We start from the raw sequence: 25,523 nt of genomic DNA, 5'->3' as shown, positions 1-25,523 counted from the left end.
GTACCAGCTTTTTACTAATGTCAGCTGGAGATCTGTTTGCTCAAACAACCCGAGAGACACTTGAAAAAAAGCGTTTGGAACTTCGTAATGAAATCAGAAGAATTAACGAGTTAAGAAGTAATAACAAGCAAAGAGAACGGTCTGTCTTAGGTCAGGTAGAAGATTTGGACCAGCAAATAAGAAGCACCGAAAATTTAATAAAAATCACCAATCAACAGGCTAATCTTTTAACGAATCAGATTAGCGCTAATACCAATAAAATATCTCGTCTTAGAGAAGAATTGGAACAGCTGAAGGAGGATTATGCAAGAATGATTCAAAAATCCTATAAAAGCAAATCTACCCAGAGCAGAATAATGTTTTTGCTTTCTTCAGAAAACTTCTTACAGGCTTATAAACGCTTACAGTATATGAAACAATATACGAATTATCGTAAGCAACAAGGGGATGAGATTAAGCTGAAAACTATAGAGCTTCAGCAACTTAACGCTGATCTTGCAGACCAAAAGGAGACCAAGGATAAACTTATTGCCGAGAACCGTCAAACCCGGGCCCAATTAGAGAAGAATAAACAGGCGCAACAAGAATTAATGCAGAGTATAAGAAATAAAGAGGGTGAATTTGCGGCACAGATTAGGCAAAAACAGGAAGAAATAAATAAAATAGACGCTCAAATTGAAAGAATGATTCGAGAATCTATTGTTAAATCTAACGAAGAAAGTGGTTCTACAGAAAGAGATGTCTATGAATTAACTCCTGCGGCTAAAGCTCTTGCAGCCGATTTTGTTAAGAATAAAGGGAATTTGCCCTGGCCAGTAAGATCGGGTGTTGTGACTTCACGTTTTGGCAGGCAACCGCACCCGGTGGTAAAATCCATTAGTATAAACAATAATGGTGTTAATATTGACACCGATCCCGGTGGAAAAGCTCGCGCTGTTTTTAATGGAACGGTAAGTGAAGTGCAGGTTTTAAAAGGTGCTAATAAGGCTGTAATGGTTAGGCACGGAGATTATATCACCATTTACGATAATCTTGATCGTGTATATGTTCGAAAAGGAGATGTTGTGAACACGGGACAGGAACTTGGAGAGGTGGCTACCAGCCGCACTACAGGGAAAACCACATTACACTTTTTAGTATATAAAAACATGCAGAAAATGGATCCTGCAGACTGGATCCTGGAAATGTAACCTACTCACGCAACCTTTTAGCAATTTTTGCATCTTACTATAAGAACCTCTTTTTTAAAACACATATGAAAAAAGTGTTACTTCTTCTTAGTTTTGTTGTTTTTGTCGGTTGCTTCGATCATAGTGTTTCAGTGGTTGACAACAAAAGAATACTGGTTTCGGGAAATATTCTTGACACAGAAAACACTGCTTTAGAAAATATAAATGTCACCGCCTCCGGATCAGAGTATACTATTTTGGACGCCCGGGCACAGGAGATTTTGGGTAAAAGTTCTACCAATGCTGCCGGGCAGTTTTCATTTATAAGCCTAGACACCGATAATAGTTTTTATGGTATAAGTGTAAACCATCCTGATCACGAGACCTATCGGGAAGGATATGCAACGCTTCACTTTGTTGATTCCATAGGAACGCGCGGGAATTCTTTTGAACTTGTAAATATCCGACTGCCAAGCATTCAGGGATTTGAGCTGAAAATGAAAAATACTTCAGGGAGTACCGATACATTGTTTTATGGACTTTCCTATTCGAATCCTGAATATTATAGAAAACTTAATGAAAATTCATTTGTGGAAAATCCGTATAATTTTCAAAGTGAAATAGAATACACTGATCGGTTGCTGCCTGGTAGTATTGAAAAGATTATTCCCTTTAGAACTTTGGAAAATAGCCAGTTTCAGTTTAAATATAAATTTAGTGCCGAGGCGGTTTATGATACGATAAATGTTGAAATAACTCCTGAAAACACGGTTTATGAATTCAACTATTAAACTCTCCTTACTTGTGGTCTTTTTTCCACTTTTTCTCTCTGCGCAAGATAGTATTTCGGACCCTCACAGAAATCAATATGTTACAACGGATCCTGAAACAGTATTTTTCGTAGGAGAATTTTTTAGAGGTTATAGTGTGAATAATTCCAGCTGGGAAAATTATTCTAAGTTGGGTTTTGCAGTGGATTTTAATTGGTTTGTGTTTCCATTTTTAACCATTGGTGGTCAATATAGTCTTATGGGCGGGAATTTGAAAGGGGAGGATATAAGTAATACAGGAGCAGTCAAAGGTGTTACTACTCATTACCTAGGGCTTCACCTTGGTTATTATCATGCCTTTAATCGCGAATGGAACTTACATAGCCTTGCAGGTTTTGGTACAGTACAAAACGGAAACAGATCCCCAGATTCCCGTTTTACCGAAGATGGAAACAGTTTAATGTTGCAAAGTGCTATAGGATACCGATTTGATAGAACTGCAAGCATCTTTTTAAAAGCAACGCTACGCTGGGATAGAATGAACATAGAAACTCCCCAGGTTTTAAAAGATTACTTTAACAAACACGGCTTATTGCTAATAGGCTTTGGAGTAAGACTTCATTTGCAAAACCCAAATGGTTAAACCTCAAATAATGCTTTAAGCTCAGTGGCTTCGTTCGGTTTCATTTTGCCGGCAAGTACAAGGCTAAGCTGTTTTCTTCTTAATGCGGCTTGGTAGCGTTCTTTTTCAAGCTCTGTTTCTGGTGCTAAAGGTGGTACTGCTACAGGGGCGCCGGTTTCATCAACAGCAACAAAAGTATAAATGGCTTCGTTGGCTTTAGACCGGTTTCCGCTTTCACGGTCTTCCACCCATACATCGATAAAGATTTCCATAGAGGATTTGAATGCACGAGAAACTGCAGCTTCTACCGTAACGACACTTCCTAATGGAACAGCTTTATTAAAAGCTACGTGGTTTACCGAGGCGGTAACCACAATTCGACGGCTGTGCCTTCTGGCTGCAATGCTTGCAGCACGATCCATTCGTGCCAGTAATTCTCCCCCAAATAAATTATTGAGTGGATTTGTTTCACTAGGTAAAACCAAATCTGTTAAAGTCGTTCTGGATTCTTTTGGATGTTTTGCTTGCATTTCGCCAATTTTGGGCAAAAATAGGGAGCTTTGAGCAATTTGAAGCCTAAAAAACTATTAAAGTTCTTGTACCAATAACCAGGCAGCTTCGTTAAAAGATTTCACCTTTCGTAACATTTTTAAGGCGTCACGTCTTTTTTCATGACTTTCATAAACAACCTGGTGTAAACCATATTTGTTCTCCCCAAGAAGGTGCGCTTTAAAGCCCTCATTTCTAAGTTCGGCTACTTTTGTTTTTGCGTTTTCTTCTACTCGATATGCGCCGGCAACAATGTGATAATTTCCGGTTTGCTTAGCTACTTTGAAGGTAATGGCCGGTAAAGGATTGTCAATTACAAAAGTTGCTCTTTGAAGTTGTTCCTGAAGCTGCTCCTGAGCTTGTTGTTGTTCAGCAATATTATGTTCAGAAACCTGGCTGCTGTATATGTTTAATCCCATAAATCCCGAAATACCCAAAGCGACAAGTCCTATAGCGGCATATTTAAGGTAAGCGGGCGATTTTCTTTTTTCAGGAGTAAAAAGTATTGGTGCTTTTTCGTCCAGTTCTTCAACTTGTTTCTTATAGGTTTCGCGATTTATTTCCGAAGTTTTAAAGCTATCCAGTCCAAAGGAATCTGTCAGATAATTTATTTGGCTAAATGGTTCAAACTGAAGTTTTTCCTCCACAAAAAATAAACGACCGATATTTTCGAACTCAACCTTACCATCTTCTTTAAGAGATTTTTCCAATTTCGACACAAACTCAGCGATCATATTCACCGCAGTGGTGTAAGATTCTTTCTGGGCGGAAGCGATGTAGTTTGCTAGAAGCCCATCATTTTTTTTCAGTTGCGAATTAAAGGAAACTATCTTTTTTGGCGGATAAAAAGTTTCGGTTTCTTTGTCTATGTAAGCCGGTTCTTTTTGGGAAAGAAATGCCCCAAACCCGGGTAATATTACGCATTCGTAACGATAAAGTAAGTCCTGGATGTAGTTAGCTATCTTCATTGCCGCAAAAATAAGAGGTTATTTTAATCTTTTTAAAGTTACCTAAAGAAAATTTATTAACAAACCTTTTCTCAGTAATTTTAACGCAAATCAACCCAATACCTGTAATGGTAAATCTTTTCAAAACTACATCTTTACTATTGGGAAGGTAGGATAATCAAGTTTCCCATTGTAATAGAAAGCTAAAAATCAGCTAGACGAAAATTCCGTACAATAAAACTTGGATTCCTATTAAAATGCGATTCTTTTATTATTATGGGAAATGCTTGCTGAGGTAATTAATTTAATATCCAACTTTCTTCCTAACTCTATTTATAACATTATTAGCTACACTCCTGGCTTTTTCGGCACCCACTTCCAGGGCTTTATCTATTTCTTCCAGGTTATTCATATAATAATCATATTTTGTACGAGGTGTTTCAAACTTCTCTTTAAGCACTTCATATAGGTCTTGTTTGGCGTGTCCATAACCATACCCTCCTGCTTCATAGTTTCTGCGCATTTCTGCTATTTGTGCTCCTGTAGCTACTAGATTGTATAATGCGAAAACGTTACAGGTATCAGGATTTTTAGGTTCTTCCAAAGCCTTGCTGTCAGTCTCAATGGCCATAATTTGTTTCCGAAGTTTTTTATCGTTAACAAATAAGTTTATGGTATTGCCTTTAGACTTACTCATTTTAGCACCATCGGTTCCAGGAACATACATGGTGTTTTTTTGAACTTTTGCCGTCGGGATCACAAAAGTCTCACCCATTTTCGAATGAAAACGAGAAACCACATCGCGAGTAATTTCCAAATGCTGAAGTTGGTCTTTCCCTACTGGTACGATTTCGGCATCATAAAGTAATATATCTGCCGCCATTAACATCGGGTAAGTGAAAAGTCCAGCATTTATATCCTCTAATCTATCTGATTTATCCTTAAAGGAATGCGCCAGGGTAAGACGCTGATAAGGAAAGAAGCAGCTCAAATACCACGAAAGCTCAGCAGTTTGCGGAATATCACTTTGGCGGTAAAAAACGGTCTTTTCTATATCTATTCCACAGGCCAGCCAGGTTGCCGCCACAGAATAAGTATTGTTTCTTAAGGTTTGAGCATCTTTTATTTGGGTTAATGAATGCATATCAGCAATAAAAATAAAAGAATCGTTCTCCGGGGTATTGGCCATTTCTATAGCCGGTAAAATCGCTCCTAATAAATTTCCTAAGTGTGGAGTTCCTGTGCTTTGTACTCCTGTAAGAATTCTGGACATCAGCTTTTTCGGTTTTTGTGCAAAGGTACTTTTTTTAAGGAATTCCCTCAGTTCAATTTAGTACTTTTGATTTCTATGCGCATCCTACGGTCAATATTTACTATATTATGGAGAATTTGGTTTTATATACTGCTTATAATTCCGATTTTGGTAATGTTTCCAGTACTTGTGGTATTTTCCTCTGCCGAAAGACTTTATCCTAAATATTATGTTTGCGCGCGAATTTGGGCAAAATGTATTTTATTCGGAATGGGTTTTTACCCTGAGATCAATAGGATGCAGCAACTCGATCCAAAAAAGAACTATATGTTGGTGGCCAACCACACTTCCATGATAGACATTATGATGATGCTTGTGATTATTAAGCAACCCTTTATATTTGTTGGGAAAAAGGAACTGGCCAGGATACCAATATTTGGTTTTTTCTACCGGAAAACAAATATTACCGTAGATAGAAATTGCGCAAAAAGCAAGCAAGATGTGGTCCCAGAAGCGCGCAGAAGATTGGATATGGGAGAAAGTATTTGCATTTTTCCCGAAGGAGGTGTGCCTTCCGACAGGTCTTTAGTTTTAGACTCTTTTAAAGACGGTGCTTTTAGATTGGCAATTGCCCACCATATTCCCATAGTGCCTATTACTTTTTATGATAATAAAAAACGGTTTTCCTATAAATTTGTTTCAGGTGGTCCAGGAAAACTTCGTGTGAAAATCCACGAATTTATTAGTACAGAAAGAATGCAGTCTGGAGATAGAAAAGATTTAAAAAACCGGACTCGGCAAACAATTCTCAAAGAACTATCTGAAGACTTGGAAAGAAAAAATCCTCAAATTTAAATTTTCTGAAGTGTTTCACTATTTATTAAAAATTAAAACTTATCCCAGAATATAGGCCGAAATAAAATGGTTTGACACCGGGAGCATCCCTGAATGTATCAAGTTGATATTTAAAAATAGGTTCCAAATTCAGTTGAAAACTATCGGTTAATTTATAATCTAGCCCCACACCAATATTAGTACTAAAGCTCACTTTATTAATATTATTGGCTTCGCCAATCCTTGTATTTTGATTATTTGTATTTACTTGAATGCTATTTTCATCTAAAAATAAGCTGCTTCCCCCAGCAATTAAATTAAGTCCTATTTTTTTATCTATAAGACTGTATTCAATTTCTAAAGGAATTTCAATAAACCCAAATTGCTGATTGATCGCTCCTGGTAATGATGTTGTATTTGAGGTGAACGCTGAATTATTAAGCGGATCTGAATCCATAGGAAGCCCTGACGGTGCCGCATTGTCAAGTTGGACAGTATTTCTATCTGACTCATAATTAATCGAACTGATATTATCTGGATTAATCGAGGCAGTAAAAACAATACCTTCTACATTATAACTCATGCCGACCTTAGAAATTCCACTTCTAATCTTAATTTTGTCTGAAATAGCATAAGCTAAATTTAATCCATAGGCCATACTAACTTGTGAGCTGGTGCTATTACCTGCGAATTGAGGGGCTATCGCACTTCCACTACCCATATTATCGTAAAAAACAGGAGCGGCAAAAGTGCTTAGACTTAAATTCTTTTTTGAAGCTTCAGTAATAAAATTTTCGTCCTTTTCCCGGTTTTTTTCTGCTCGAATTTGTGCCAATTGTTCGGCAACTTCTAGGCTATCTTTGATTGAAAGCTGGTTCTCTTCTTTAAATTTATCGGTCTTGTTTTTTGCAATCGCCTTAAATTTCTGTTTGTTTTTTGAATTGATGAAATCCTGATGTTGAATTTTTTCCTTTTCAGAATTCTGATGATCTACCTTGTCTATAGATGAATATTGTTCTCCTGAATTAATGTTATTTTGGCGACCGGTAATTTCTTTTTTAGCTGAATCGGCTACATTTTTTTCGCTTTTAGAATTTGTATTTCCCAAAGCTATAGCTGTAGTGTTATTAGTTGAGGAAGCTTTAGTATCTTGAGGAGATGAATATATTTCTTCATTAAAATTTCTCAATATTTTTGAAGCCTTTATAAACTGTTCGTTATTTTTAATTTCGGGAAATGTTATATGAGGCTTTGCGCTTTCCTTAATTTCAAAAACTACTTGTGTATTGGGGAAATTATTTTCGGTGAAAAAGTAACCACCCAGTATTATAGCTAAGACTGCGGCCACACCTCCAACTCTAAACCAAAAAGGAACTATAAAAGGTTTTTTACGGTCTTTCTCCTGTAATTTTTCGGCAATATTATTCCATAACTCAGGTCTAGGTTCGGGGGTGAAATCTCTAAATTTTTCCTGGTATAGCCGGTCTATGTTCTTTCTGTCTTTCATAACGATTGCACCTTATTATCATTGAGGTAATTTTCTATTTTGCCTTTCAAAATATGCCTGGCGCGTGCCAAATTTGATTTTGAACTCCCCACACTTATATTCAGCATTTCTGCGATTTCTTTATGTGAAAATCCGTCTAGGGCATAGAGATTAAAAATTTGCCGGTAGCGTTCCGGTAAATCCTGAATGGTTTTTAATAGAATATCTGCATCAATTTCATCATCATCAATTTCAATTTCTGGGTCTTCCAAAAGATTTTCATTAATGATCTCAAAATACTTTTCTTTACGGTGCTTTTGTAGGGTTGTGTTGATTACAATACGTTTCATCCAGCCTTCAAAAGAACCTTTATCCTCATATTGATCTATTTTGTTAAAAATGGTAATGAAACCGTCCTGCAGGTTGTCTTCAGCCTGCTGGTAGTTATTCGAATATTTAAGGCACAGGCCAAAAAGTTTACCGGAGTACAATCGGTAAAGCTTTTCCTGTGCCCTAATATCCTGTTTTTTACACTGTTGTATGAGTTTTTCTAAACTCACTAACTTGTTTGTTATTCGTTAGTATTCTCTTCTGGGGTTGCTGGTTCCGGCTCCCCTATCGGTACATCAATAATTAAAAACTCTCCTTCTTCATTTTCATCAATCCCTGTAAGTAATTTAAATTGATAGGTGTTATAATCTTCACTCATAATTCTCAAATTTCTAATAGTACGACTATCACTTATCTCACCATCTTCAGGGCATTCGGTAAGATTAGCGTCATAAGAAGTTAATGCAGCGATTTCGATCACAAAAGTAGAGTCATTTTCTTCATCTTTATACTGATTTACATCAAAGGTGTAAAAATCGTGACATGCATTCGGGAGCTGGTAAGTCACCTCTAAATCGTAACTTTCACCTATCTCAAAAAATTCAGGTAAATCGGTATCGGTGATTTCAGCCACTGCAAAATTCACATTTGGACCATCATCCTCAGTACTACAACTGTAAAGGCTTAATGCCACGACCATTAAAAGGGCAATTCTTTTCATTTCTATTTTATCATTTAGGTGTTATCTATTTGATAGATGCAGCTTTGATAAAATGGTTGCGTCCAGAATCATAAAAATCCCTCATTTTAAGGGATTTTTATGATTTGAACCTTTTTAGGCTAAGGTTTTTATTAATTATAATTTAAACCTGAGCCCTTAAGCTTCTTTGGCTAGCTTAATTGCATTCTTAATTTTTTCCTCAAGTTCTTCCATTAAATCCGGATTGTCCTTTAGCAGTATTTTTACCGCATCACGACCCTGGCCTAATTTGGTGTCTTCATAGCTAAACCAAGAACCACTTTTCTTTATGATTTCGTAGTCTACACCTATATCGATAATCTCCCCAATTTTAGAAATCCCCTCGCCGTACATAATGTCAAATTCAGCCATTTTAAAAGGTGGAGCTACTTTATTTTTCACCACTTTTACACGGGTTTTGTTACCCATAACATTGCTGTTGCTGTCCTTTATTTGCGTAGAACGTCTAATGTCTAAACGTACGGAAGCATAAAATTTTAGGGCATTACCACCGGTTGTAGTTTCCGGATTACCAAACATAACTCCAATCTTTTCTCTGAGCTGGTTAATAAATATTACCGTGCAATTGGTTTTACTAATAGAGGAGGTAAGTTTTCTAAGGGCTTGTGACATTAAACGGGCATGTAATCCCATTTTAGAATCTCCCATTTCTCCTTCAATCTCACTTTTTGGTGTAAGTGCCGCAACCGAATCGATTACGATAATATCTATGGCTCCTGAACGGATCAAATTGTCGGTAATCTCCAAGGCCTGTTCACCATTATCGGGTTGTGAAATAATAAGGTTTTCTATATCTACACCCAGTTTTTCAGCATAAAAACGGTCAAAAGCGTGTTCGGCATCAATGAAGGCAGCGATGCCTCCCTTTTGCTGAGCTTCTGCTATTGCATGTAAAGTTAAAGTTGTTTTACCCGAAGATTCAGGACCATAGATTTCAATAACCCTTCCTCTTGGATATCCTCCTACCCCCATCGCTAAATCCAGTCCTAAAGAACCAGTGGAGATGGCATCTATGTCAACTACAGCTTGGTCGCTCATCTTCATAACCGTACCCTTGCCGTAGGTTTTGTCCATTTTATCAAGGGTAAGCTTTAAAGCTTTTAATTTTGCTTCTTTTTCTTTATCGTTGCTCATAATCTGAATAATCTATTTAGAGAGTTGCTAAATTACTATAAGTTTTGTTGCATCACAATTTTATATGCCGGGCTTTTGTATATTTACTTTTCAAGTGAGATTTAAAACAGCTTTCTGGCTGCATTGAAGTGTTTTAAATTTTTTAAAAATATCGTGTTAATTTACTCTAGGCTCTTTGCTTAGTTACAGCAAAAATGCCCTGAGATATCACATTTAAGAGCATTTTTACTTCCTTAAAATTTAAACGTATCTTTGCAAAAAATATCTTTAATCTTAACGTTAGTATAGCATGCAACTGTACAATAAATTAAGCGCTAAAGAAAGGGAAGCACTCATAGATGAAGCGGGTGAAGACCGTTTAACGCTCTCTTTTTATGCTTACGCCAAAATTGGCAATCCACAATTATTTAGGAATCATCTTTATATCGCTTGGGACGCAATGAATGTGTTAGGTCGCATTTATGTAGCCCATGAAGGAATTAATGCGCAGCTTTCATTACCAGCTAAACGATTTGAAGAATTTAAAAATTTTATAGACAACATCTATTTTCTTGAAGGCGTTAGGCTCAATATCGCCATAGAGCATGATGCCAAAGCCTTTTTAAAATTGAAGGTGAAAGTGCGTAACAAAATTGTTGCTGACGGACTTAATGATAATACTTTTGATGTTACCAATAAAGGAGTGCATGTAGATGCCCTAAAATTTAACCAACTCATAAGCGATCCTAATACCATTCTGGTAGATATGCGCAATCATTATGAAAGCGAAATTGGTCATTTTCAAGGTGCCATCACCCCAGACGTAGATACTTTTAGAGATTCTTTACCAATTATAGAAAACAACCTTAAGGCCTATAAGGAAGATAAAAACCTGGTAATGTATTGCACTGGAGGGATTCGTTGTGAAAAAGCTAGCGCATATTACAAACACAAAGGTTTTAAAAATGTCTATCAGTTGGAAGGTGGGATTATTGAATATGCCCGTCAGGTTGAAAAACAAAAACTGGAAAATAAATTTATAGGAAAGAACTTCGTTTTTGACCATCGTCGTTCAGAACAGGTTTCAGAAGAAGTCATTGCACATTGTCACCAATGTGGAAAGCCCTGTGACAAGCATGTAAATTGCGCTAATGAAGCCTGCCATTTGCTTTTTATTCAATGTCAAGAATGTGCCCAGAAGATGAATAATTGCTGTTCTAAAAATTGTATGGAAATTGCTGCTTTGCCATACGAAGAGCAAAAAGCTTTGCGAAAGGGAAAGGGCAATAGCAATAAAATTTTCAAAAAAGGGCGGTCAAAAGTTTTAAAATATAAAAGTTAACACAACGTTCTAAAAGAAGAGTGCCAATTAATATTGGTATATTTACTCTTTTAGAATGTCAATATAAACCTAAAAGTCTACAAAGTAATTTGTATGGCTTACAATATATAAATATTTATGGCTTGTAGCAGTTGCTCAACCAAAGACGGTCAGCCAAAAGGATGCAAAAATAACGGAACCTGTGGTACAGATTCATGCAATAAACTTTCTGTATTCGATTGGCTTTCAAATATGTCCATGCCTAATGGAATAGAACCTTTTAGTTATGTAGAAGTTCGTTTTAAAAACGGAAGAAAACACTTTTTTAAGAATATAGAAAACCTAAGCCTAAGTATGGGGGATGCAGTCGCTGTAGAAGCTTCTCCTGGTCATGATATAGGTATGGTTAGTCTTACCGGAGAATTGGTAAGGGTGCAGATGAAAAAAAAGAAAGTTAAACCCGAGAGCGAAGAAGTACTTAAAATATATAGGAAAGCCACTCAAAAAGATATTGATGTTTGGGAGGAAGTTCGCGGCAGGGAAGAAGCGATCAAGAAAAGAGCCCGTGAGATAGCAATTCGTCTTAATCTTAGTATGAAGATTAGTGATATTGAATTTCAGGGAGATGCTTCTAAAGCTACATTTTATTATACTGCGGACGATCGTGTAGATTTCCGACAGTTAATCAAGGAATTCGCAAGGGAGTTCAATACCCGAATTGAGATGCGCCAAATTGGTTTGCGTCAGGAAGCCGCTCGGCTTGGGGGAATTGGTTCTTGTGGTCGAGAATTGTGTTGTTCCACCTGGCTTACAGATTTTAGATCGGTGAGTACCTCGGCAGCCAGATATCAGCAGTTATCTTTAAATCCGCAAAAATTGGCAGGGCAATGTGGAAAATTGAAATGTTGTCTTAACTACGAGCTCGATTCCTATCTAGAAGCTTTAAAAACATTTCCTCGTACTGATACTAAACTCTTTACCAAAAAAGGAACCGCTGTCTGCCAGAAAATAGACATTTTTAAAGGTATTCTTTGGTATGCCTACGAAGGAGAATGGATGAACTGGCATAAATTGACTGCAGAACAGGCAAATTCGATTATAACCTCAAATCGGAAAAAGGAAGATGTGGGCAGCCTTGAAGAATTCGAAGTTCAACTTCAATTAGAGGAAAAGCCAGATTTCAATAACGTTGTTGGACAAGATAGTTTAACACGTTTTGACAAACCTAAAGGGCAGAATAAAAAACACAAGTCTAAAAAGCGAAAAAAGCGTAAAGGAAAACCTTCTAATAATGCGTAAAGCTGCTGTCTTATTTATTTTTATTGGCGCTATTGTCTTTTCCGTGTCCTGTGATAAAAAGAGGGTGTACGATGAATACAAGCCTATAACGGAAGGTTGGAATAAAGATTCAACTATAGTCTTTAAGCTCGGAAGACTGGATACGGTACAAAATTATAACCTATTTATAAATATTAGAAATAATAAGGATTACAACTACAGTAACCTTTTTTTAATTACCGAAATGCGCTTTCCACAGGGAAAAGTTGTCACTGATACTCTGGAATACGAAATGGCTGCTCCAGATGGAACATGGCTTGGTACGGGTTTTGGTGATGTAAAAGAAAGTAAGCTTTGGTATAAGGAAAATGTAAGTTTTACCGAGCCCGGTGAATACCAAATTGCCATACAACAGGCAATGCGCAAAAACGACGCGGTAGAAGGAATAGAGAGTTTAGAAGGAATTACCCACGTAGGTTTTAGAATAGAAAAAGACCTGCAATAATATTTTATATAAATGGCCAATAAAAATAATAAGCAACAAAAGACTAAAGGCAGTAAGAGGCCCTATATTGTTGGATTTTGGACGGTTTTTGGTATTGGATTGCTATCTGTAGTTTTAATTTTCTTACTGGCAAGCTGGGGCGCTTTTGGTGAAATGCCAGGTTTTGAAGAGCTTGAAAACCCTGAAACCAATCTGGCTACTGAAATCTTTTCCTCTGATGGAGAAACTTTAGGGAAATATTATAGCGAAAACCGTACACCGGTAAAATATGAAGATCTTCCTGAACATTTAGTAGAAGCTCTTGTAGCCACTGAAGACGAACGTTTTTATAAACATGCTGGTATTGATCCTAAAGGTACGGTAAGGGCTGCAGTCTATCTTGGAACCCGGGGTGGCGCTAGCACAATTACTCAACAACTTTCTAAATTGCTATTTACCGAACAGGTTGCGAACAATACATTTGCCAGGATTTTGCAAAAAGTGAAAGAATGGGTTATTGCAACCAGGTTGGAACGCCAATACACCAAGGAAGAAATAATTACCATGTATTTTAATAAATATGATTTTGTGAATCAGGCTGTTGGTGTTCGCTCAGCTTCAAAAATTTATTTTGGAAAAGAAACCAAAGATCTGAATGTACAGGAATCAGCAGTTTTGGTGGCCATGTTGAAAAATGCTTCTTTATATAATCCGTTGCGTCGACCAGATATGGTTAAACAGCGTCGTAATCAGGTTTTTGTTCAAATGAATAAGAATGGATATATTTCTCAACAGGAGAAAGATTCCCTTCAGCAGTTACCTTTAAAGCTTGATTATTCTCCGCAAGGACACGATGAAGGAATTGCAACGTACTTCCGAGTATACCTTCAAGGATTTATGAGAGATTGGATTGAAAAAAATCCAAAGCCTGATGGCACTGAGTATAACCTTTATCGAGATGGATTAAAGATTTACACTAGCATAGATTCTAAAATGCAAGAGTATGCAGAAACTGCTGTAAAAAGGCATATTTCACATCTTCAAAAGGAATTTGACAGGCAAAATGAAAATAATAAAACAGCTCCATTTCGAGATTTAGAGCAAGACCAGATTAATAATATTATTGAAAGCGCTATGCGTCGTTCGGTGCGATGGAAAGCAATGGAGAATGAGGGTAAATCTGAAGAGGAGATTCTGGCATCATTTGACAAGAAAACAGAGATGAGTGTTTTTTCCTGGGATGGAGTAAAAGATACTATTATGACTCCTAGGGATTCAATTTTTTATTATAAAGGATTTTTACAGGCAGGCCTTATGTCAATGAGGCCACAAACTGGAGAGGTAAAGGCCTGGGTTGGAGGAACAAATTTTAAGCATTTTAAATATGATCACGTAAAACAAGGGGAACGTCAGGTAGGTTCTACTTTCAAACCCTTTGTGTATGCCACGGCTATAGACCAGTTAAAACTTTCTCCATGTGATATGATGCCTAAAAACAGGTTTACAATCGAAAAGGGAAAATATGGAAATATGAAAGATTGGTCACCGGAAAATGCTAATGGAGAATATGAAGGTATGCTAAGTTTAAAGAATGCTCTCGCACAATCTGTTAACACTATAACTGCAAGGTTAATAGATAAAACAGGGCCTGAACCTGTAATAGATTTAGTACGAAGACTGGGGGTAGATACAGAAGACTTTTCACGCGGGCCGGCTATTGCGCTGGGTACTGCAGATATGAGCCTTTTTGAGTTGGTTTCCGCATATAGCACCTTTGTAAATGAAGGTGTTTATGTTAAACCTGTGGTGGTAAATAGAATTGAAGACAAGAACGGAACGGTTTTATATCAACATATTCCAGAGACTCGCGATGTTCTTAGTAAAGAGGCTGCTTATGTAACGGTGAACCTTTTAGAAGGTGTTACCCAAAATGGTTCGGGTAGACGTTTACGAGGGACCTACGCTAAAGATTTTGACCATTACAAACGGGGGGTAACAGGCTATCCTTATGATCTTAAGAATCCTATAGCTGGAAAAACCGGAACTACGCAAAATCAGAGTGATGGTTGGTTTATGGGAATGGTACCTAATTTAGTTACTGGAGTTTGGGTAGGTGCAGAAGACCGCGCAGTACATTTTCCCGGTATAACTTATGGGCAGGGGGCTACAATGGCACTACCTATATGGGGAATGTATATGAAGGCACTTTATGCAGATGAAGAACTGGATGTTTCAAAAGGGGATTTTCCTAGACCGGAAAACTTAACTATTCGAGTAGACTGTAATGAAAAGAATAAGGAAAACCAAAGTCAACCTAACAATGTGCCTGAAGAGATTGATTTTTAAGATTCAGTAAAAATCCATCATAATTTTTTAGAAAAATGTAATTTACTGCGCTAAAGGCATTGTAACAGCATTATTATTTTCGTATTTTTCGGTAAAATTAAATACCGATGATTAGAAAAACTGTAGCAAATGTAGAGGAAGCTTTGCAAGGCGTAAAAGATGGTATGACTTTTATGTTGGGAGGTTTTGGCCTTAGTGGGATTCCCGAAAATGCCATTTCAGAACTGGTGCGTCTTAATGTAAAAAACCTTACCTGTATATCCAATAACGCCGGGGTGGACGACTTTGGTCTCGGACTTTTACTTCAAAAGAAACAAATAGATAAAATGGTTTCCTCCTATGTCGGAGAAAACGACGAATTTGAGCGGCAAATGCTTAGTGAAGAGCTAGAGGTTGAACTTATACCTCAGGGCACTTTGGCAGCAAGATGTCAGGCTGCTCAACAGGGTTTTCCTGCAATATATACACCTGCAGGTTATGGAACTGAGGTTTCACAATTTAAAGAAACCCGGGAATTTGATGGTAAAATGTACGTATTGGAAAAGGCATTTAAGGCCGATTTCTCATTTGTAAAAGCCTGGAAAGGTGATAAGGCTGGAAACCTTATTTTTAAAGGAACCGCACGTAATTTTAATCCTCTAATGTGTGGGGCAGCCGAAATTACTGTTGTTGAAGTCGAAGAACTGGTTGAACCAGGAGAACTTGATCCAAACCAAATTCATATTCCTGGTATTTTTGTTCAACGTATTTTTCAAGGAAAAAACTACGAAAAAAGAATTGAAAAACGTACAGTAAGAAAAGCGTGATGTGCAATGGTTCAAATGAGTATACTACATTTTTAAGCTGGATTTTAAAATAATATAGATTTCCGCCATGACGGTAATGACAAATTAGAATTATGTTAGATAAAGAAGGAATAGCAAAACGGATTGCAAAAGAAGTAAAGGATGGGTTTTATGTGAACCTGGGAATTGGAATTCCTACCCTTGTAGCCAATTTTGTACGTGACGATATAGAAGTAGAATTTCAGAGTGAAAATGGAATCCTAGGAATGGGTCCATTCCCAATTGAAGGTGAAGAAGATGCCGATCTTATTAATGCTGGAAAACAAACCATAACTGCTCTTCCCGGTGCTAGTTTTTTTGATTCAGCGATGAGTTTTGGAATGATTCGAGGTCAACATGTTGATCTTACTATTTTGGGAGCAATGGAAGTTGCCGAAAATGGTGATATCGCCAATTGGAAAATTCCTGGAAAAATGGTAAAAGGTATGGGTGGCGCAATGGATCTTGTTGCCAGTGCTGAAAATATAATTGTGGCAATGATGCATACTAATAAAGCGGGGGATTCCAAGCTACTAAAAAGATGCTCCTTACCTTTGACCGGAGTTGCCTGTGTAACTAAAATAGTTACCAATCTAGCAGTTATTGAAGTAACTAAAGAGGGTTTCAAACTTCTGGAGAGAGCTCCTGGCGTAAGCGTTGAGGAAATTAAAATGGCTACAGAAGGAAAGTTGCTTGTGGAGGCCGATATTCCTGAAATGGAATTAGAATAAAGCTGTTTGAATCGTAGTCTTTTACAATTTCAAACAGCTTTTATTTATTTATGCATCCAAGAAGGAAGTTGAGGTTTCTTTAATATTTACAAGAAAATCAATGGCTTTGTCACGGGCAAGCATTTCTCCACGTGAATTGGCCTGAGAAAAATATTTATACCAGCCAACACTTTCTAAATTTTCTTCCAACATTTTAACTTCGTCCTTAGAGGGCATTTTCCAAACAGTGATATATCTATAATCACTTCGGTACGGGGTATGTTCATCATTTAGGGCCCAGCCTAGGTTTTCCACACCACGATCTTTCATTTCTTTAATTCTATCTTCCATATCTGTGAAAACCTTACGACGTTTTTCAACGGAAAGCTTTAACCATTCTCGAGTAACGTTCCACATTTCAATATACAAATACATATATTATAGGTTTTATTGGTTATAATCTAAAGTTAATAAATATTTAATGGTTAATTCCTTAGCTTAGGTTAAAATGCTTTAAAATATGATAGCGCTCATTTTGGTAATATTTAACTTCTCTAAGATTTTTGGACGTACTACTGCAATGATCTGTACTAATTTGAGAATTTTCTTATCTCAATGATTAACAGTGAAATCAGATTTGGTTGGGTTCAGAAATACTTTTGATTATTACCACCTCCATATCGTCTTTGGTCTTCGGAGAGTTCATTGAAATAGATAACCAGAACAAGATAAAGTATATCCCTAAATTCAACTCTTTGCGACATCGTTTAACATTTTATAGGTCTCATCAATATACTTATAGAAATCTGGAGCATGTGTTTCATCATCCTTTTTTTTAATTAGTTTTTCTCCTAACCTTACAATAATCAAGTCGTCTTCAGGAATAACGATAACATATTGCCCCAAAATCCCACGCATATAAAAAATGTCTTTTCCTTTATAATCGCTTAACCAGAATCCATAACCATACTCTGGATTTTCCTTAAAACGTGGTACAGTAGATCGTACTACAAACGCTGAATCAAGTAGCTGTTTACCGTTCCATTTTCCTTTGTTTTTATAAAGTTTCCCAAACCGGGCAAAATCGCGAGCATTGGAAGCGATGCAACAATAAGCCTTTTCCATGCCGCTTTCCTGGCTATCTAATTGCCAAAGCGCGTCGTTTTGCATTCCCATTGGTATCCAAAATTTTTCGCTTAAATAATTGGAAAGATTTTCCCCTGATGCTTTTTCTATGACCATTCCAAGAAGAATAGTATTGCCGCTTAGGTATTTAAAGCTTTTTCCCGGTTTTTCTGTTACTTCGAGCTGTAAAACTAAATCCCGTATATTCGTGTCAAAATAAGCTCTTGCAGTCATTCCAAAGGGATTGTAATAATTCTCGTTCCAGTTTAAACCTGATGACATAGAAGCCAAATCGCCTATTTTTAAATCTTCTTTAAACTGCGGAAAAAAATCCGAAACCGGCTGCTCTAAACTTTTAATATGGCCATCCTTAATTGCCCTACCCAAAAGCGCCGATACGATACTTTTTGCCATAGAAAACGAATTGGTTTTAGAATCGGGTACATAATTCTGGTAATATTCTTCAAACCAAATACTATCGTTTTTTATAATTAGAAAAGCAGCAGTTTCTAGCTCTTTATTTAAATTAACAAGTTTATCTGTTGGGTCAACCGAGTTGTAGTTCGAATGTAGAGGCCATTTAGCAGCTTCAGGTTTGGCTTTTATGAGTCGGTTTGCGAAATGATTATAATCATCAATATAAGCCGTTTCGTGTCCTTGTAAATAGGTAGTTTTTATTCCGCGAAAAATGTAACCGAAATCGAGCATGATTAGAATAAAGATTGCGACTGAAAGTGTCAGAATAATAGTTCCAAGAATCTTTAAAAACCTAATCATATCTCTCGAATTTTAAAATAATGAAAGTTGTGAAATATTATTCTCGTGATTTAAAAGCCATTGTTTGCGATGGATTCCACCGGCATATCCGGTTAAAGTTCCATCACTGCCAATTACCCTATGACAGGGAATTATCACCCAAATCGGATTTTTTCCATTTGCCGAAGCTACTGCACGTATTGCCTTTTCGTCGCCTAGTTTTCTTGAAAGTTCAAGATAACTGCAGGTTTTTCCAAATGGAATTGCGCTTATTGCTTTCCATACCTTCTGCTGAAAATCGGTGCCCTCTGGTTTTAGCTTTAAATCGAATTTTTCAAGATTCCCTTTAAAATAACTTTCTAATTGTTCTGCAGCCAATTGAAGAAAATCGGGGATTTCTTTTGAAGATGGTATTTCTTCATCCAGAATTTGAATAGCTGAAATCCCAGATTCATTACCGCTAATTTTGGCTGTTCCGAGTGGAGTTTTCAGAAATATCTGATTTTGGTGACTCCTCGTTTGCTTCATTATCTTTTCTTTGAATTAACCCAAGGCGTTTTGCTCGTTTTTCCCAATTTTGGCGGGCTAGCATTTGCATATCCTCAATGCTGTCGCTTTCATCCATAATTTCAAGGCCCAGTAAGGTTTCTATAATGTCTTCCATAGTCACCAACCCAACGGTATTCCCATATTCATCTACAATCATGGAAATATGCCCTCTTTTCTTAACAAAATTCTCAAAAAGTTCTGGAATTGGAGTGTCTTCAGCGCTCATAAAGATTTCCCTTTTTAGCTTACTGAGTGGTTCGGGGCCTTTTTCGTCTATCATTTCCTCCAGTACATCATCTTTCAAAATAAAACCGGTAACATTATTGGTCTTATTCTTATAAACGGGAATTCGGGAAAATTTGAGGTTTTTATGGGTTCGGTGAAATTCTTCGATACTAGTATCTTCATCTTCAATTATTGCCACCGAATAAGGAGTCATAACATCTTTTGCTTTTACCGATCTAAATACTAGTAAGTTTTTAATAACGGTAGTTTCACTTTCATCAAAAACGCCTTCTTCTTCGGCAGCATCTGTAATTGCTGCGAATTCTTCCCTGTTCATGGAAGAAACGTGGGCCGATTTTCCTATTAATTTGGTAGTAAGCATCATAAGCCAAAGGGCACCGGTATATTTTAAAGGGAAAATCATTATCTTGAGACTTTTTGCAGTAAAATTCCCGAGTGATTGCCAGTAAGTAGCCCCAATCGTTTTTGGAATTATTTCAGAAAGAACTAAAATAGCCAGGGTCATAATCGCTGAAACAATACCCACTGCATTACCGCCATCGCCGTAAATTTTTTCCGCCTGTACACCTACCAAAATAGCACCAACAGTATGTGCAATGGTGTTTATGGTTAAAATTGCTATTAACGGCTTATCAATATCCTTTTTAAAATTTGCAAGTGTCTTGGCGTATTCCTTTCCTTCCTTGTTTTTTATTTTGATGTAGGAAGGAGTTACACTCAATAAAGCTGCTTCCAAAATAGAACACATAAAAGAAAAGAAAATGGAAAGAGTAGCATATAAAATGAGTAATCCCATATTGGTTTTTAGTTGTTTGATTTACTAATTTAAAGATAATTCTAACAATGCGTCGTAAAGTAATGGTAAAACCTAAAAAAATTACCCCACCGAATAGCGATGGGGTAATTATAACAGAATTTAAAAGGTTTAAGCAGGAATTTTTGCGTTAATTAACCGGTTCCATTTTTGGGCTGCAATCAGCCTTTCTGATGCATTACCAGTGTTGTCATCTTCATCATAGAAAATTATTTCAGTAAGTTTTTTATTGTTTATGTTTTCAGAAAGGTCCAGACTAATTCTTTTTATAAGCTCAGGACTACCCGGAAAAGAATGTGAACTCACTTTAGCATTTTTTATAAAACTAAGGTCCAGTACCTGGTGTTGCATATTGTTGTTAGGCTCTATAACCAGCAACTTTCTTGTTTTGCTGTCTAACCCCAAAAGCAAATTAGCTGAAACTTCTACGGTATCGGTATTTAAATTATGTTTTATGCTTAATTCCTTAAGGCTTTTACGTCTTTTTTTTTCTTTAATGTTTTGTTGCCATATTAGAAATAATATTGGCAATACAAACACAGCCAATAGCCCAAGGCCTATTAGCGTAGATGCTATATCCATTTTTTAAATATTTAGGTAAAATTATTGTTTGCCTCTTAAAGCTAAATAACTAAGAAAACCAAATGGTCCTCATTAAATATCTTATGTCACCAGAAAAAATGGAAAGGATAAATGTGTTGAAGGATTAATTGTCGATGATCTAAGAAGCCGAAAATTGAAGTTTTTTCACTCGATAGCAGAAATTCTTTTGGAAAAGAATATGCAGAAACTAAATAACCTGGAAAACTGCTAAAATTTTCTTCTGACGAGATATGTTCTGAAGAAATTATTTGCGAAAGTATAACTGCCTTCTGATTTTGCTCAGCCTGTAGGTAATCATAGTTTCGGGCATCGAGATCTATAACCGGTGCCGAAAAAGCAAAAATTTTATTACCGGTGCTGTTTAAAATAAGCCCGAGCAATATAGTTATAATATAGAAATTCCTGTTTTTCATGAAAAAACTACCCAATATTAAAATCACCGGGCAGCAGTAAATTGTAAATAGATATTTCGCTCAAAGAGTTTGAAACCTCTTTTTTGCTAAAAGATAAAATTAGTAAAAAATCAGGTTCAAAAATTATATAATTAAGAAATCAATTTTACTGCGTCTTTTACAAAATAACTGGCAATCATTGAAGCCCCGGCACGTTTTATAGCGGTTAATTGTTCTAAAACCACCGCATCATGATCTAACCAGCCTTTTTCGGCGGCGGCTTTAATCATAGCATATTCCCCGCTTACCTGATAAACTGCAATTGGAATATTTATTTTATTTTTAAGATCGCGTACAATATCCAAATAGCATAATCCAGGTTTCACCATCACGATATCTGCACCTTCTTCAATATCCATCAAGGTTTCTTTAAGCGCTTCTTCCCGGTTGGCAGGATCCATCTGATACGTTCTTTTATCCTTTGGAATATTTTCTGCATCTACAGGAGCGGAATCCAAGGCATCCCGAAACGGGCCGTAAAAAGCCGAAGCATATTTGGCACTGTAACTCATAATTCCGGTTTCATGAAAACCTTCGTCTTCCAGAAGGCTTCGCATCTCAAAAATACGTCCGTCCATCATATCGCTGGGAGCAAGAATATCTGCACCAGCTTTAGCGTGAGAAAGCCCCATTTCAGCTAAAATTGCTGCAGTATCATCGTTGATTATCTTCCCTTCTGAAACAATCCCATCGTGCCCGTATGCGGAGTAAGGATCCAGGGCAACATCCGTCATCACTAGCATTTCTGGAACGGAATTTTTAACGGTTCTAACTGCACGTTGCATTAGTCCGTTGTTATTTAAAGCTTCGGTGCCGGCATTATCCTTCAGGTTATCAGGAACTTTTACAAATAACAAAACTGATTTTATGCCTAAGCTCCAAAGTTCCTTAACTTCTTTTTCCAGCAAATCCAGGCTAAACCTAAAATAATTTGGCATAGAAACAATTTCCTCTTTCTTATTTTTTCCTTCAACCACGAAAAGCGGTGCTATAAAATCGTTTGGTGTAATCGTGGTTTCCCTCACCAGGCTACGCATTGCTTCGCTGGTTCTTAATCTTCTATTTCTTCTAAGTGGATACATAATACCTGTTTTCAGTTCTTAGTAAAATCAGTTTTAAGTTAAACCCAATTTCGTGGCTTTTCTAAAACCCTTAATAATTTTTCTTCCTCGCTTCCAGATTCTGGATGGTGGTCGTAAACCCATTGCACATGGGGGGGTAGGCTCATTAAAATACTTTCAATCCTTCCATTGGTTTTTAAACCGAAAAGTGTGCCCTTATCGTGTACCAAATTGAATTCAACATATCTGCCACGGCGTATTTCCTGCCATTTTCGATTTAATTCAGAATAATGCAGGTTTTTTCTTTTATTTACAATTGGTACATAAGCTTCAAGAAAACTATTGCCAACTTCGGTTACGAAATTATACCATTCTTCTATGCTTTTTTGGTCGGAAGCTTTTAAATAATCAAAAAACAATCCACCTATTCCTCTGGCTTCATTGCGGTGGGAATTCCAAAAATATTCATCGCATTTTTGTTTGTATTCGGAATAAAATTCAGGGGAATGTTTATCGCAGGCTGCTTTTGAAATTTTATGAAAATGCTCCGCATCTTCTTCAAATAAATAATAAGGTGTAAGATCCTGGCCTCCACCAAACCATTGGTCTAAAATTTTTCCGTTTTTATCATACATTTCAAAATAGCGCCAGTTGGCGTGAACCGTGGGAACCATAGGATTTTTAGGGTGTATAACTAAACTAAGTCCACAAGCGAAAAAATCTACATCGCCGACTTTAAAATATTTTTGCATTGCCGGGGCAAGAGGGCCGTGTACCCTCGAAATGTTTACTCCACCTTTTTCAAAAACAGTTCCATTTTCTATAACCCGGGTTCTGCCGCCACCCCCTTCTTCACGTTCCCATAGATCTTGCTTAAATCTAGCAGTTCCGTCAACCTCTTCGAGTTTTTTACAGATTTTATCCTGTAAATTTTCAATGTATTTATAAAATTGCTCTCTCATTTTTAATCTTCAATATAAACGAGTTCATTTTGAATGTTAACTAAGGATTTTTCTTCAGAAATTTTTACTGCCTGCTCCATTTTTTGCTGAAGCAGAATTATAATTCCTTCGGTTGAATTTTCTTCAATCCTGAAAATATGCTGCCCTATTCGGTTGTTATGTAAATCCATTGCTTTTGCCAATTTTCGATTGGGCGAAAGCTTTTCGTGTAAACTAGTAATGTGATCGCTCCAATCTCTAACGACTTGTAAAGAACCTGAAATAGAATAACATTGTTTGCAAATCAAATAATTCCAAAGCGCATGCCTAAAGGCATTTTCTTTTCCGTTGTTGTGATGTTTTTCTGCATAGAGCTCATCACAAATTTTAATTGTTTGGGTCGTTGCCCGGTAGGTTGTGAGAATATATTGCGGTTTTCTTATAAAAGCTTTGGAAACTGAAAATAGCTCCTGAAAATTCATATTTTTAATCCATGCAATAACGGCCATTATCTGGCTTTATATTCCTTTACCGCATCCACAAAAGCTTTGGCGTTTTCTACCGGAATATCAGGTAGAATTCCGTGCCCAAGATTTACTATATACTGATCTTTTCCAAATTCATTGATCATTTTGGTTACCATTTTCTTTATTTCGGCTGGTGGCGAATATAACCTTGCCGGATCAAAATTACCTTGCAGGGTAATTCTTCCACCACTTAAATATCGTGCATTTCGGGCACTCAAAGTCCAGTCTACTCCCAAAGCCGAAGCGCCGGAATTTGCCATTTCGTGAAGCGCAAACCAACATCCTTTTCCAAAGGCAATTACCGGAATTTCATCTTTTAAAGCATCAATAATCTGTTGAATATATTTCCAGGAAAATTCCTGATAATCTTCTGGACTTAGCATTCCGCCCCATGAATCGAAAATTTGTACAGCATCTACACCGGCAACCACTTTAGCTTTTAGGTAAGCAATGGTGGTATCAGTTATTTTTTGCAATAATTGGTGCGCCGCGACTGGATTTGTAAAACAAAATTTCTTAGCCTTGTCAAAATTTTTGGAGCCCTGACCTTGTACTGCGTAACATAAAATTGTCCACGGTGAGCCGGCAAAACCAATTAATGGAACTTCGTTATTCAGTTCCTGTTTGGTTAATTTAATGGCATCCATTACATACCCAAGAGTTTCATTTATATCAGGAACTATCACGTTGTTCACGTCTTTTGTTGTGCGGATAGGACTAGGCAACCAGGGTCCGACACCGGGTTTCATCTCCACTTCAATATTCATCGCTTGAGGAATTACAAGAATATCGCTAAAAAGAATAGCCGCATCAGTACCTATCTGGTGGATTGGCATCACGGTAATTTCTGTAGCTAATTCTGGAGTCCGGCAACGTGTGAAAAAATCGTATTTTTCCTTAAGCTTCATAAAATCAGGAAGGTATCGGCCTGCCTGGCGCATCATCCAAACCGGTGGGCGTTCTACCGTTTCACCCTTTAAAGCTTTAAGAAATAGATCGTTTTTTATCATTTTTTAAAATATTTTACCACCTGTACAATCACATTTTCCATGGAAGGTTTAGTAGCGGTTATTATATTGTTTGTATGTTTTTTGGCTTCTGCAGCAGTAGTTTTGCCTATGCAAAAAACCCTGGCATCTTTTAATCGATTTTTAGCAGTAAAACTTTGTACCGCACTGGGACTTAAAAACAAAATTCCGTCAAACTCCTGGGAAAATGACTTGGAATTTAATGTGGTTTTATAAACTTCAATTTCTTTAAAATCAATTTCATTTTTTTGTAAGATTTCGGGAATGTCATCTCTTCTTTTATTTCCGCAGAAAAAAATAAAGCTTTCTTCAAAATATTTCTGCACAATTATTTCGGCTAAATCTTTCCCGTAATCTGCAACTTCCTTAATATGAAATCTTCTTTCATTGGCTAAGTTTGCGGTTTTTTCACCTACACAGTAGATATTTTCAATCCGAACTCTTCCTGCTACCGCATTTACTGAATTTTTACTGGTAAAGATGGCGTTTTTTATCTTTTTTGAAGGAAGCTCAAAATCGAGGATTTCAGTAGTAATCGCATCATATTCCACCAAACTCAACCCCGAATTCAGAAACAATTGCTTCTGGGAATTACTGAGTTTTTTAGTGGAAAGTATACTTTTCAT

General features: G+C 36.9%; 27 protein-coding genes. 10 read left to right on the top strand and 17 right to left on the bottom strand.

Going from position 1 to position 25,523, the window contains the following annotated elements; genetic code table 11:
• Positions 1-17: 17 nt before the first annotated feature.
• The 3 genes from DET49_RS10135 (at position 18) to DET49_RS10125 (ending at position 2,582) form a co-directional block, all read left to right on the top strand.
• Positions 18-1,190, top strand: a complete 1,173-nt coding sequence (locus DET49_RS10135; RefSeq protein WP_243729602.1) for a murein hydrolase activator EnvC family protein — start codon at positions 18-20, stop codon at positions 1,188-1,190.
• A gap of 65 nt (positions 1,191-1,255) precedes the next feature.
• Positions 1,256-1,960 (top strand): hypothetical protein, encoded by a 705-nt coding sequence (locus DET49_RS10130; protein ID WP_133547986.1) that lies wholly within the window; start codon positions 1,256-1,258, stop codon positions 1,958-1,960.
• The gene (locus DET49_RS10125; RefSeq protein ID WP_133547985.1) at positions 1,944-2,582 is read left to right on the top strand and encodes a hypothetical protein; all 639 of its coding nucleotides are present in this window, start codon (positions 1,944-1,946) and stop codon (positions 2,580-2,582) included. Before DET49_RS10130 ends, DET49_RS10125 begins: the two co-directional genes overlap by 17 nt.
• Here DET49_RS10125 and DET49_RS10120 read toward each other — a convergent pair.
• The 3 genes from DET49_RS10120 to trpS all read right to left on the bottom strand — a co-directional run bounded on the left by DET49_RS10120 (position 2,579) and on the right by trpS (position 5,330).
• Positions 2,579-3,091: an acyl-CoA thioesterase gene (locus tag DET49_RS10120; RefSeq protein WP_133547984.1), complete on the bottom strand. Its 513-nt coding sequence runs from the start codon at positions 3,089-3,091 to the stop codon at positions 2,579-2,581. The genes DET49_RS10125 and DET49_RS10120 overlap by 4 nt on opposite strands.
• Positions 3,092-3,148: 57 nt before the next feature.
• The gene (locus DET49_RS10115) at positions 3,149-4,078 is read right to left on the bottom strand and encodes an SPOR domain-containing protein (RefSeq protein ID WP_133547983.1); all 930 of its coding nucleotides are present in this window, start codon (positions 4,076-4,078) and stop codon (positions 3,149-3,151) included.
• 283 nt (positions 4,079-4,361) lie between these two features.
• On the bottom strand, positions 4,362-5,330 hold the full coding sequence (trpS, locus tag DET49_RS10110; protein ID WP_133547982.1) for a tryptophan--tRNA ligase: 969 nt from the start codon (positions 5,328-5,330) through the stop codon (positions 4,362-4,364).
• Positions 5,331-5,483: 153 nt separating this feature from the next.
• Between trpS and DET49_RS10105 the strand changes: the two genes are divergently transcribed.
• Positions 5,484-6,164: a lysophospholipid acyltransferase family protein gene (locus tag DET49_RS10105; RefSeq protein WP_317130313.1), complete on the top strand. Its 681-nt coding sequence runs from the start codon at positions 5,484-5,486 to the stop codon at positions 6,162-6,164.
• Positions 6,165-6,189: 25 nt separating this feature from the next.
• Here the strand turns inward: DET49_RS10105 and DET49_RS10100 are convergent, their stop codons facing one another.
• The 4 genes from DET49_RS10100 to recA form a co-directional block, all read right to left on the bottom strand.
• A complete protein-coding gene (locus DET49_RS10100) occupies positions 6,190-7,650 on the bottom strand; it encodes a hypothetical protein (protein WP_133547980.1) in 1,461 nt (486 codons plus the stop codon).
• Entirely contained in the window at positions 7,647-8,189 is a 543-nt protein-coding gene (locus tag DET49_RS10095) for an RNA polymerase sigma factor (protein ID WP_133547979.1), read from the bottom strand. Before DET49_RS10095 ends, DET49_RS10100 begins: the two co-directional genes overlap by 4 nt.
• Before the next feature lie 11 nt (positions 8,190-8,200).
• The gene (locus DET49_RS10090; RefSeq protein WP_133547978.1) at positions 8,201-8,680 is read right to left on the bottom strand and encodes a hypothetical protein; all 480 of its coding nucleotides are present in this window, start codon (positions 8,678-8,680) and stop codon (positions 8,201-8,203) included.
• A gap of 156 nt (positions 8,681-8,836) precedes the next feature.
• Positions 8,837-9,853: a recombinase RecA gene (gene recA / locus DET49_RS10085; protein ID WP_133547977.1), complete on the bottom strand. Its 1,017-nt coding sequence runs from the start codon at positions 9,851-9,853 to the stop codon at positions 8,837-8,839.
• 289 nt (positions 9,854-10,142) lie between these two features.
• On the opposite strand from recA, the gene DET49_RS10080 reads away from it, so the two are divergent.
• From DET49_RS10080 to DET49_RS10055, 6 genes are all read left to right on the top strand, one after another.
• On the top strand, positions 10,143-11,174 hold the full coding sequence (locus tag DET49_RS10080) for a rhodanese-related sulfurtransferase (RefSeq protein ID WP_133547976.1): 1,032 nt from the start codon (positions 10,143-10,145) through the stop codon (positions 11,172-11,174).
• A gap of 117 nt (positions 11,175-11,291) precedes the next feature.
• Positions 11,292-12,452 (top strand): stage 0 sporulation family protein, encoded by a 1,161-nt coding sequence (locus DET49_RS10075; RefSeq protein ID WP_133547975.1) that lies wholly within the window; start codon positions 11,292-11,294, stop codon positions 12,450-12,452.
• The gene (locus tag DET49_RS10070; protein WP_133547974.1) at positions 12,445-12,936 is read left to right on the top strand and encodes a gliding motility lipoprotein GldH; all 492 of its coding nucleotides are present in this window, start codon (positions 12,445-12,447) and stop codon (positions 12,934-12,936) included. The genes DET49_RS10075 and DET49_RS10070 overlap by 8 nt, the downstream gene beginning before the upstream one ends.
• A gap of 12 nt (positions 12,937-12,948) precedes the next feature.
• Entirely contained in the window at positions 12,949-15,261 is a 2,313-nt protein-coding gene (locus DET49_RS10065; protein WP_133547973.1) for a penicillin-binding protein 1A, read from the top strand.
• A 107-nt stretch (positions 15,262-15,368) separates the two neighbouring features.
• The gene (locus DET49_RS10060; RefSeq protein WP_133547972.1) at positions 15,369-16,067 is read left to right on the top strand and encodes a CoA transferase subunit A; all 699 of its coding nucleotides are present in this window, start codon (positions 15,369-15,371) and stop codon (positions 16,065-16,067) included.
• Between the two features lie 92 nt (positions 16,068-16,159).
• Positions 16,160-16,816: a CoA transferase subunit B gene (locus tag DET49_RS10055; protein WP_133547971.1), complete on the top strand. Its 657-nt coding sequence runs from the start codon at positions 16,160-16,162 to the stop codon at positions 16,814-16,816.
• A 48-nt stretch (positions 16,817-16,864) separates the two neighbouring features.
• On the opposite strand, the gene DET49_RS10050 is transcribed toward DET49_RS10055, so the two are convergent.
• The 10 genes from DET49_RS10050 to DET49_RS10000 form a co-directional block, all read right to left on the bottom strand.
• A complete protein-coding gene (locus tag DET49_RS10050) occupies positions 16,865-17,230 on the bottom strand; it encodes a DUF6616 family protein (protein WP_133547970.1) in 366 nt (121 codons plus the stop codon).
• Between the two features lie 312 nt (positions 17,231-17,542).
• Positions 17,543-18,697, bottom strand: a complete 1,155-nt coding sequence (locus tag DET49_RS10045) for a serine hydrolase domain-containing protein (protein ID WP_133547969.1) — start codon at positions 18,695-18,697, stop codon at positions 17,543-17,545.
• 12 nt (positions 18,698-18,709) lie between these two features.
• Positions 18,710-19,204, bottom strand: coding sequence for a methylated-DNA--[protein]-cysteine S-methyltransferase (locus DET49_RS10040; RefSeq protein ID WP_133547968.1), 495 nt, complete (start codon positions 19,202-19,204; stop codon positions 18,710-18,712).
• Positions 19,137-20,267: a CNNM domain-containing protein gene (locus DET49_RS10035; protein WP_133547967.1), complete on the bottom strand. Its 1,131-nt coding sequence runs from the start codon at positions 20,265-20,267 to the stop codon at positions 19,137-19,139. The genes DET49_RS10040 and DET49_RS10035 overlap by 68 nt, the downstream gene beginning before the upstream one ends.
• A gap of 129 nt (positions 20,268-20,396) precedes the next feature.
• A complete protein-coding gene (locus DET49_RS10030; RefSeq protein WP_133547966.1) occupies positions 20,397-20,867 on the bottom strand; it encodes a hypothetical protein in 471 nt (156 codons plus the stop codon).
• 565 nt (positions 20,868-21,432) lie between these two features.
• Positions 21,433-22,422 carry a porphobilinogen synthase gene (hemB, locus tag DET49_RS10020; RefSeq protein ID WP_133547964.1) on the bottom strand — a complete coding sequence of 330 codons (990 nt, stop codon included), beginning with the start codon at positions 22,420-22,422 and terminating at the stop codon, positions 21,433-21,435.
• A gap of 38 nt (positions 22,423-22,460) precedes the next feature.
• Positions 22,461-23,363, bottom strand: a complete 903-nt coding sequence (gene hemF, locus DET49_RS10015) for an oxygen-dependent coproporphyrinogen oxidase (RefSeq protein WP_133547963.1) — start codon at positions 23,361-23,363, stop codon at positions 22,461-22,463.
• A 2-nt stretch (positions 23,364-23,365) separates the two neighbouring features.
• Positions 23,366-23,851, bottom strand: coding sequence for a DUF6973 domain-containing protein (locus DET49_RS10010; protein WP_133547962.1), 486 nt, complete (start codon positions 23,849-23,851; stop codon positions 23,366-23,368).
• Positions 23,851-24,879, bottom strand: a complete 1,029-nt coding sequence (hemE, locus tag DET49_RS10005) for a uroporphyrinogen decarboxylase (protein ID WP_133547961.1) — start codon at positions 24,877-24,879, stop codon at positions 23,851-23,853. Before hemE ends, DET49_RS10010 begins: the two co-directional genes overlap by 1 nt.
• Positions 24,876-25,523, bottom strand: coding sequence for a uroporphyrinogen-III synthase (locus DET49_RS10000; RefSeq protein ID WP_133547960.1), 648 nt, complete (start codon positions 25,521-25,523; stop codon positions 24,876-24,878). The genes hemE and DET49_RS10000 overlap by 4 nt, the downstream gene beginning before the upstream one ends.

It is taken from the genome of Salegentibacter sp. 24 (assembly GCF_004362395.1).
Taxonomy (GTDB): domain Bacteria; phylum Bacteroidota; class Bacteroidia; order Flavobacteriales; family Flavobacteriaceae; genus Salegentibacter.
Note: the sequence above shows the minus strand (reverse complement) of the source record. Positions and strands in the feature narration are given on the sequence as shown.

What these genes read in the sequence shown, in the direction of transcription:
- DET49_RS10045 (WP_133547969.1), bottom strand. Translation starts at nt 18,697, where the DNA reads ATGATTAGGTTTTTAAAGATTCTTGGAACTATTATTCTGACACTTTCA.
- trpS (WP_133547982.1), bottom strand. Translation starts at nt 5,330, where the DNA reads ATGTCCAGAATTCTTACAGGAGTACAAAGCACAGGAACTCCACACTTA.
- DET49_RS10105 (WP_317130313.1), top strand. Translation starts at nt 5,484, where the DNA reads ATGTTTCCAGTACTTGTGGTATTTTCCTCTGCCGAAAGACTTTATCCT.
- DET49_RS10035 (WP_133547967.1), bottom strand. Translation starts at nt 20,267, where the DNA reads ATGGGATTACTCATTTTATATGCTACTCTTTCCATTTTCTTTTCTTTT.
- DET49_RS10100 (WP_133547980.1), bottom strand. Translation starts at nt 7,650, where the DNA reads ATGAAAGACAGAAAGAACATAGACCGGCTATACCAGGAAAAATTTAGA.
- DET49_RS10135 (WP_243729602.1), top strand. Translation starts at nt 18, where the DNA reads ATGTCAGCTGGAGATCTGTTTGCTCAAACAACCCGAGAGACACTTGAA.
- DET49_RS10055 (WP_133547971.1), top strand. Translation starts at nt 16,160, where the DNA reads ATGTTAGATAAAGAAGGAATAGCAAAACGGATTGCAAAAGAAGTAAAG.
- hemF (WP_133547963.1), bottom strand. Translation starts at nt 23,363, where the DNA reads ATGAGAGAGCAATTTTATAAATACATTGAAAATTTACAGGATAAAATC.
- DET49_RS10050 (WP_133547970.1), bottom strand. Translation starts at nt 17,230, where the DNA reads ATGTATTTGTATATTGAAATGTGGAACGTTACTCGAGAATGGTTAAAG.
- recA (WP_133547977.1), bottom strand. Translation starts at nt 9,853, where the DNA reads ATGAGCAACGATAAAGAAAAAGAAGCAAAATTAAAAGCTTTAAAGCTT.
- DET49_RS10115 (WP_133547983.1), bottom strand. Translation starts at nt 4,078, where the DNA reads ATGAAGATAGCTAACTACATCCAGGACTTACTTTATCGTTACGAATGC.
- hemB (WP_133547964.1), bottom strand. Translation starts at nt 22,422, where the DNA reads ATGTATCCACTTAGAAGAAATAGAAGATTAAGAACCAGCGAAGCAATG.
- DET49_RS10130 (WP_133547986.1), top strand. Translation starts at nt 1,256, where the DNA reads ATGAAAAAAGTGTTACTTCTTCTTAGTTTTGTTGTTTTTGTCGGTTGC.
- DET49_RS10010 (WP_133547962.1), bottom strand. Translation starts at nt 23,851, where the DNA reads ATGGCCGTTATTGCATGGATTAAAAATATGAATTTTCAGGAGCTATTT.
- DET49_RS10030 (WP_133547966.1), bottom strand. Translation starts at nt 20,867, where the DNA reads ATGGATATAGCATCTACGCTAATAGGCCTTGGGCTATTGGCTGTGTTT.
- DET49_RS10120 (WP_133547984.1), bottom strand. Translation starts at nt 3,091, where the DNA reads ATGCAAGCAAAACATCCAAAAGAATCCAGAACGACTTTAACAGATTTG.
- DET49_RS10075 (WP_133547975.1), top strand. Translation starts at nt 11,292, where the DNA reads ATGGCTTGTAGCAGTTGCTCAACCAAAGACGGTCAGCCAAAAGGATGC.
- DET49_RS10060 (WP_133547972.1), top strand. Translation starts at nt 15,369, where the DNA reads ATGATTAGAAAAACTGTAGCAAATGTAGAGGAAGCTTTGCAAGGCGTA.
- DET49_RS10040 (WP_133547968.1), bottom strand. Translation starts at nt 19,204, where the DNA reads ATGAAGCAAACGAGGAGTCACCAAAATCAGATATTTCTGAAAACTCCA.
- DET49_RS10070 (WP_133547974.1), top strand. Translation starts at nt 12,445, where the DNA reads ATGCGTAAAGCTGCTGTCTTATTTATTTTTATTGGCGCTATTGTCTTT.
- DET49_RS10065 (WP_133547973.1), top strand. Translation starts at nt 12,949, where the DNA reads ATGGCCAATAAAAATAATAAGCAACAAAAGACTAAAGGCAGTAAGAGG.
- hemE (WP_133547961.1), bottom strand. Translation starts at nt 24,879, where the DNA reads ATGATAAAAAACGATCTATTTCTTAAAGCTTTAAAGGGTGAAACGGTA.
- DET49_RS10090 (WP_133547978.1), bottom strand. Translation starts at nt 8,680, where the DNA reads ATGAAAAGAATTGCCCTTTTAATGGTCGTGGCATTAAGCCTTTACAGT.
- DET49_RS10000 (WP_133547960.1), bottom strand. Translation starts at nt 25,523, where the DNA reads ATGAAAAGTATACTTTCCACTAAAAAACTCAGTAATTCCCAGAAGCAA.
- DET49_RS10125 (WP_133547985.1), top strand. Translation starts at nt 1,944, where the DNA reads ATGAATTCAACTATTAAACTCTCCTTACTTGTGGTCTTTTTTCCACTT.
- DET49_RS10080 (WP_133547976.1), top strand. Translation starts at nt 10,143, where the DNA reads ATGCAACTGTACAATAAATTAAGCGCTAAAGAAAGGGAAGCACTCATA.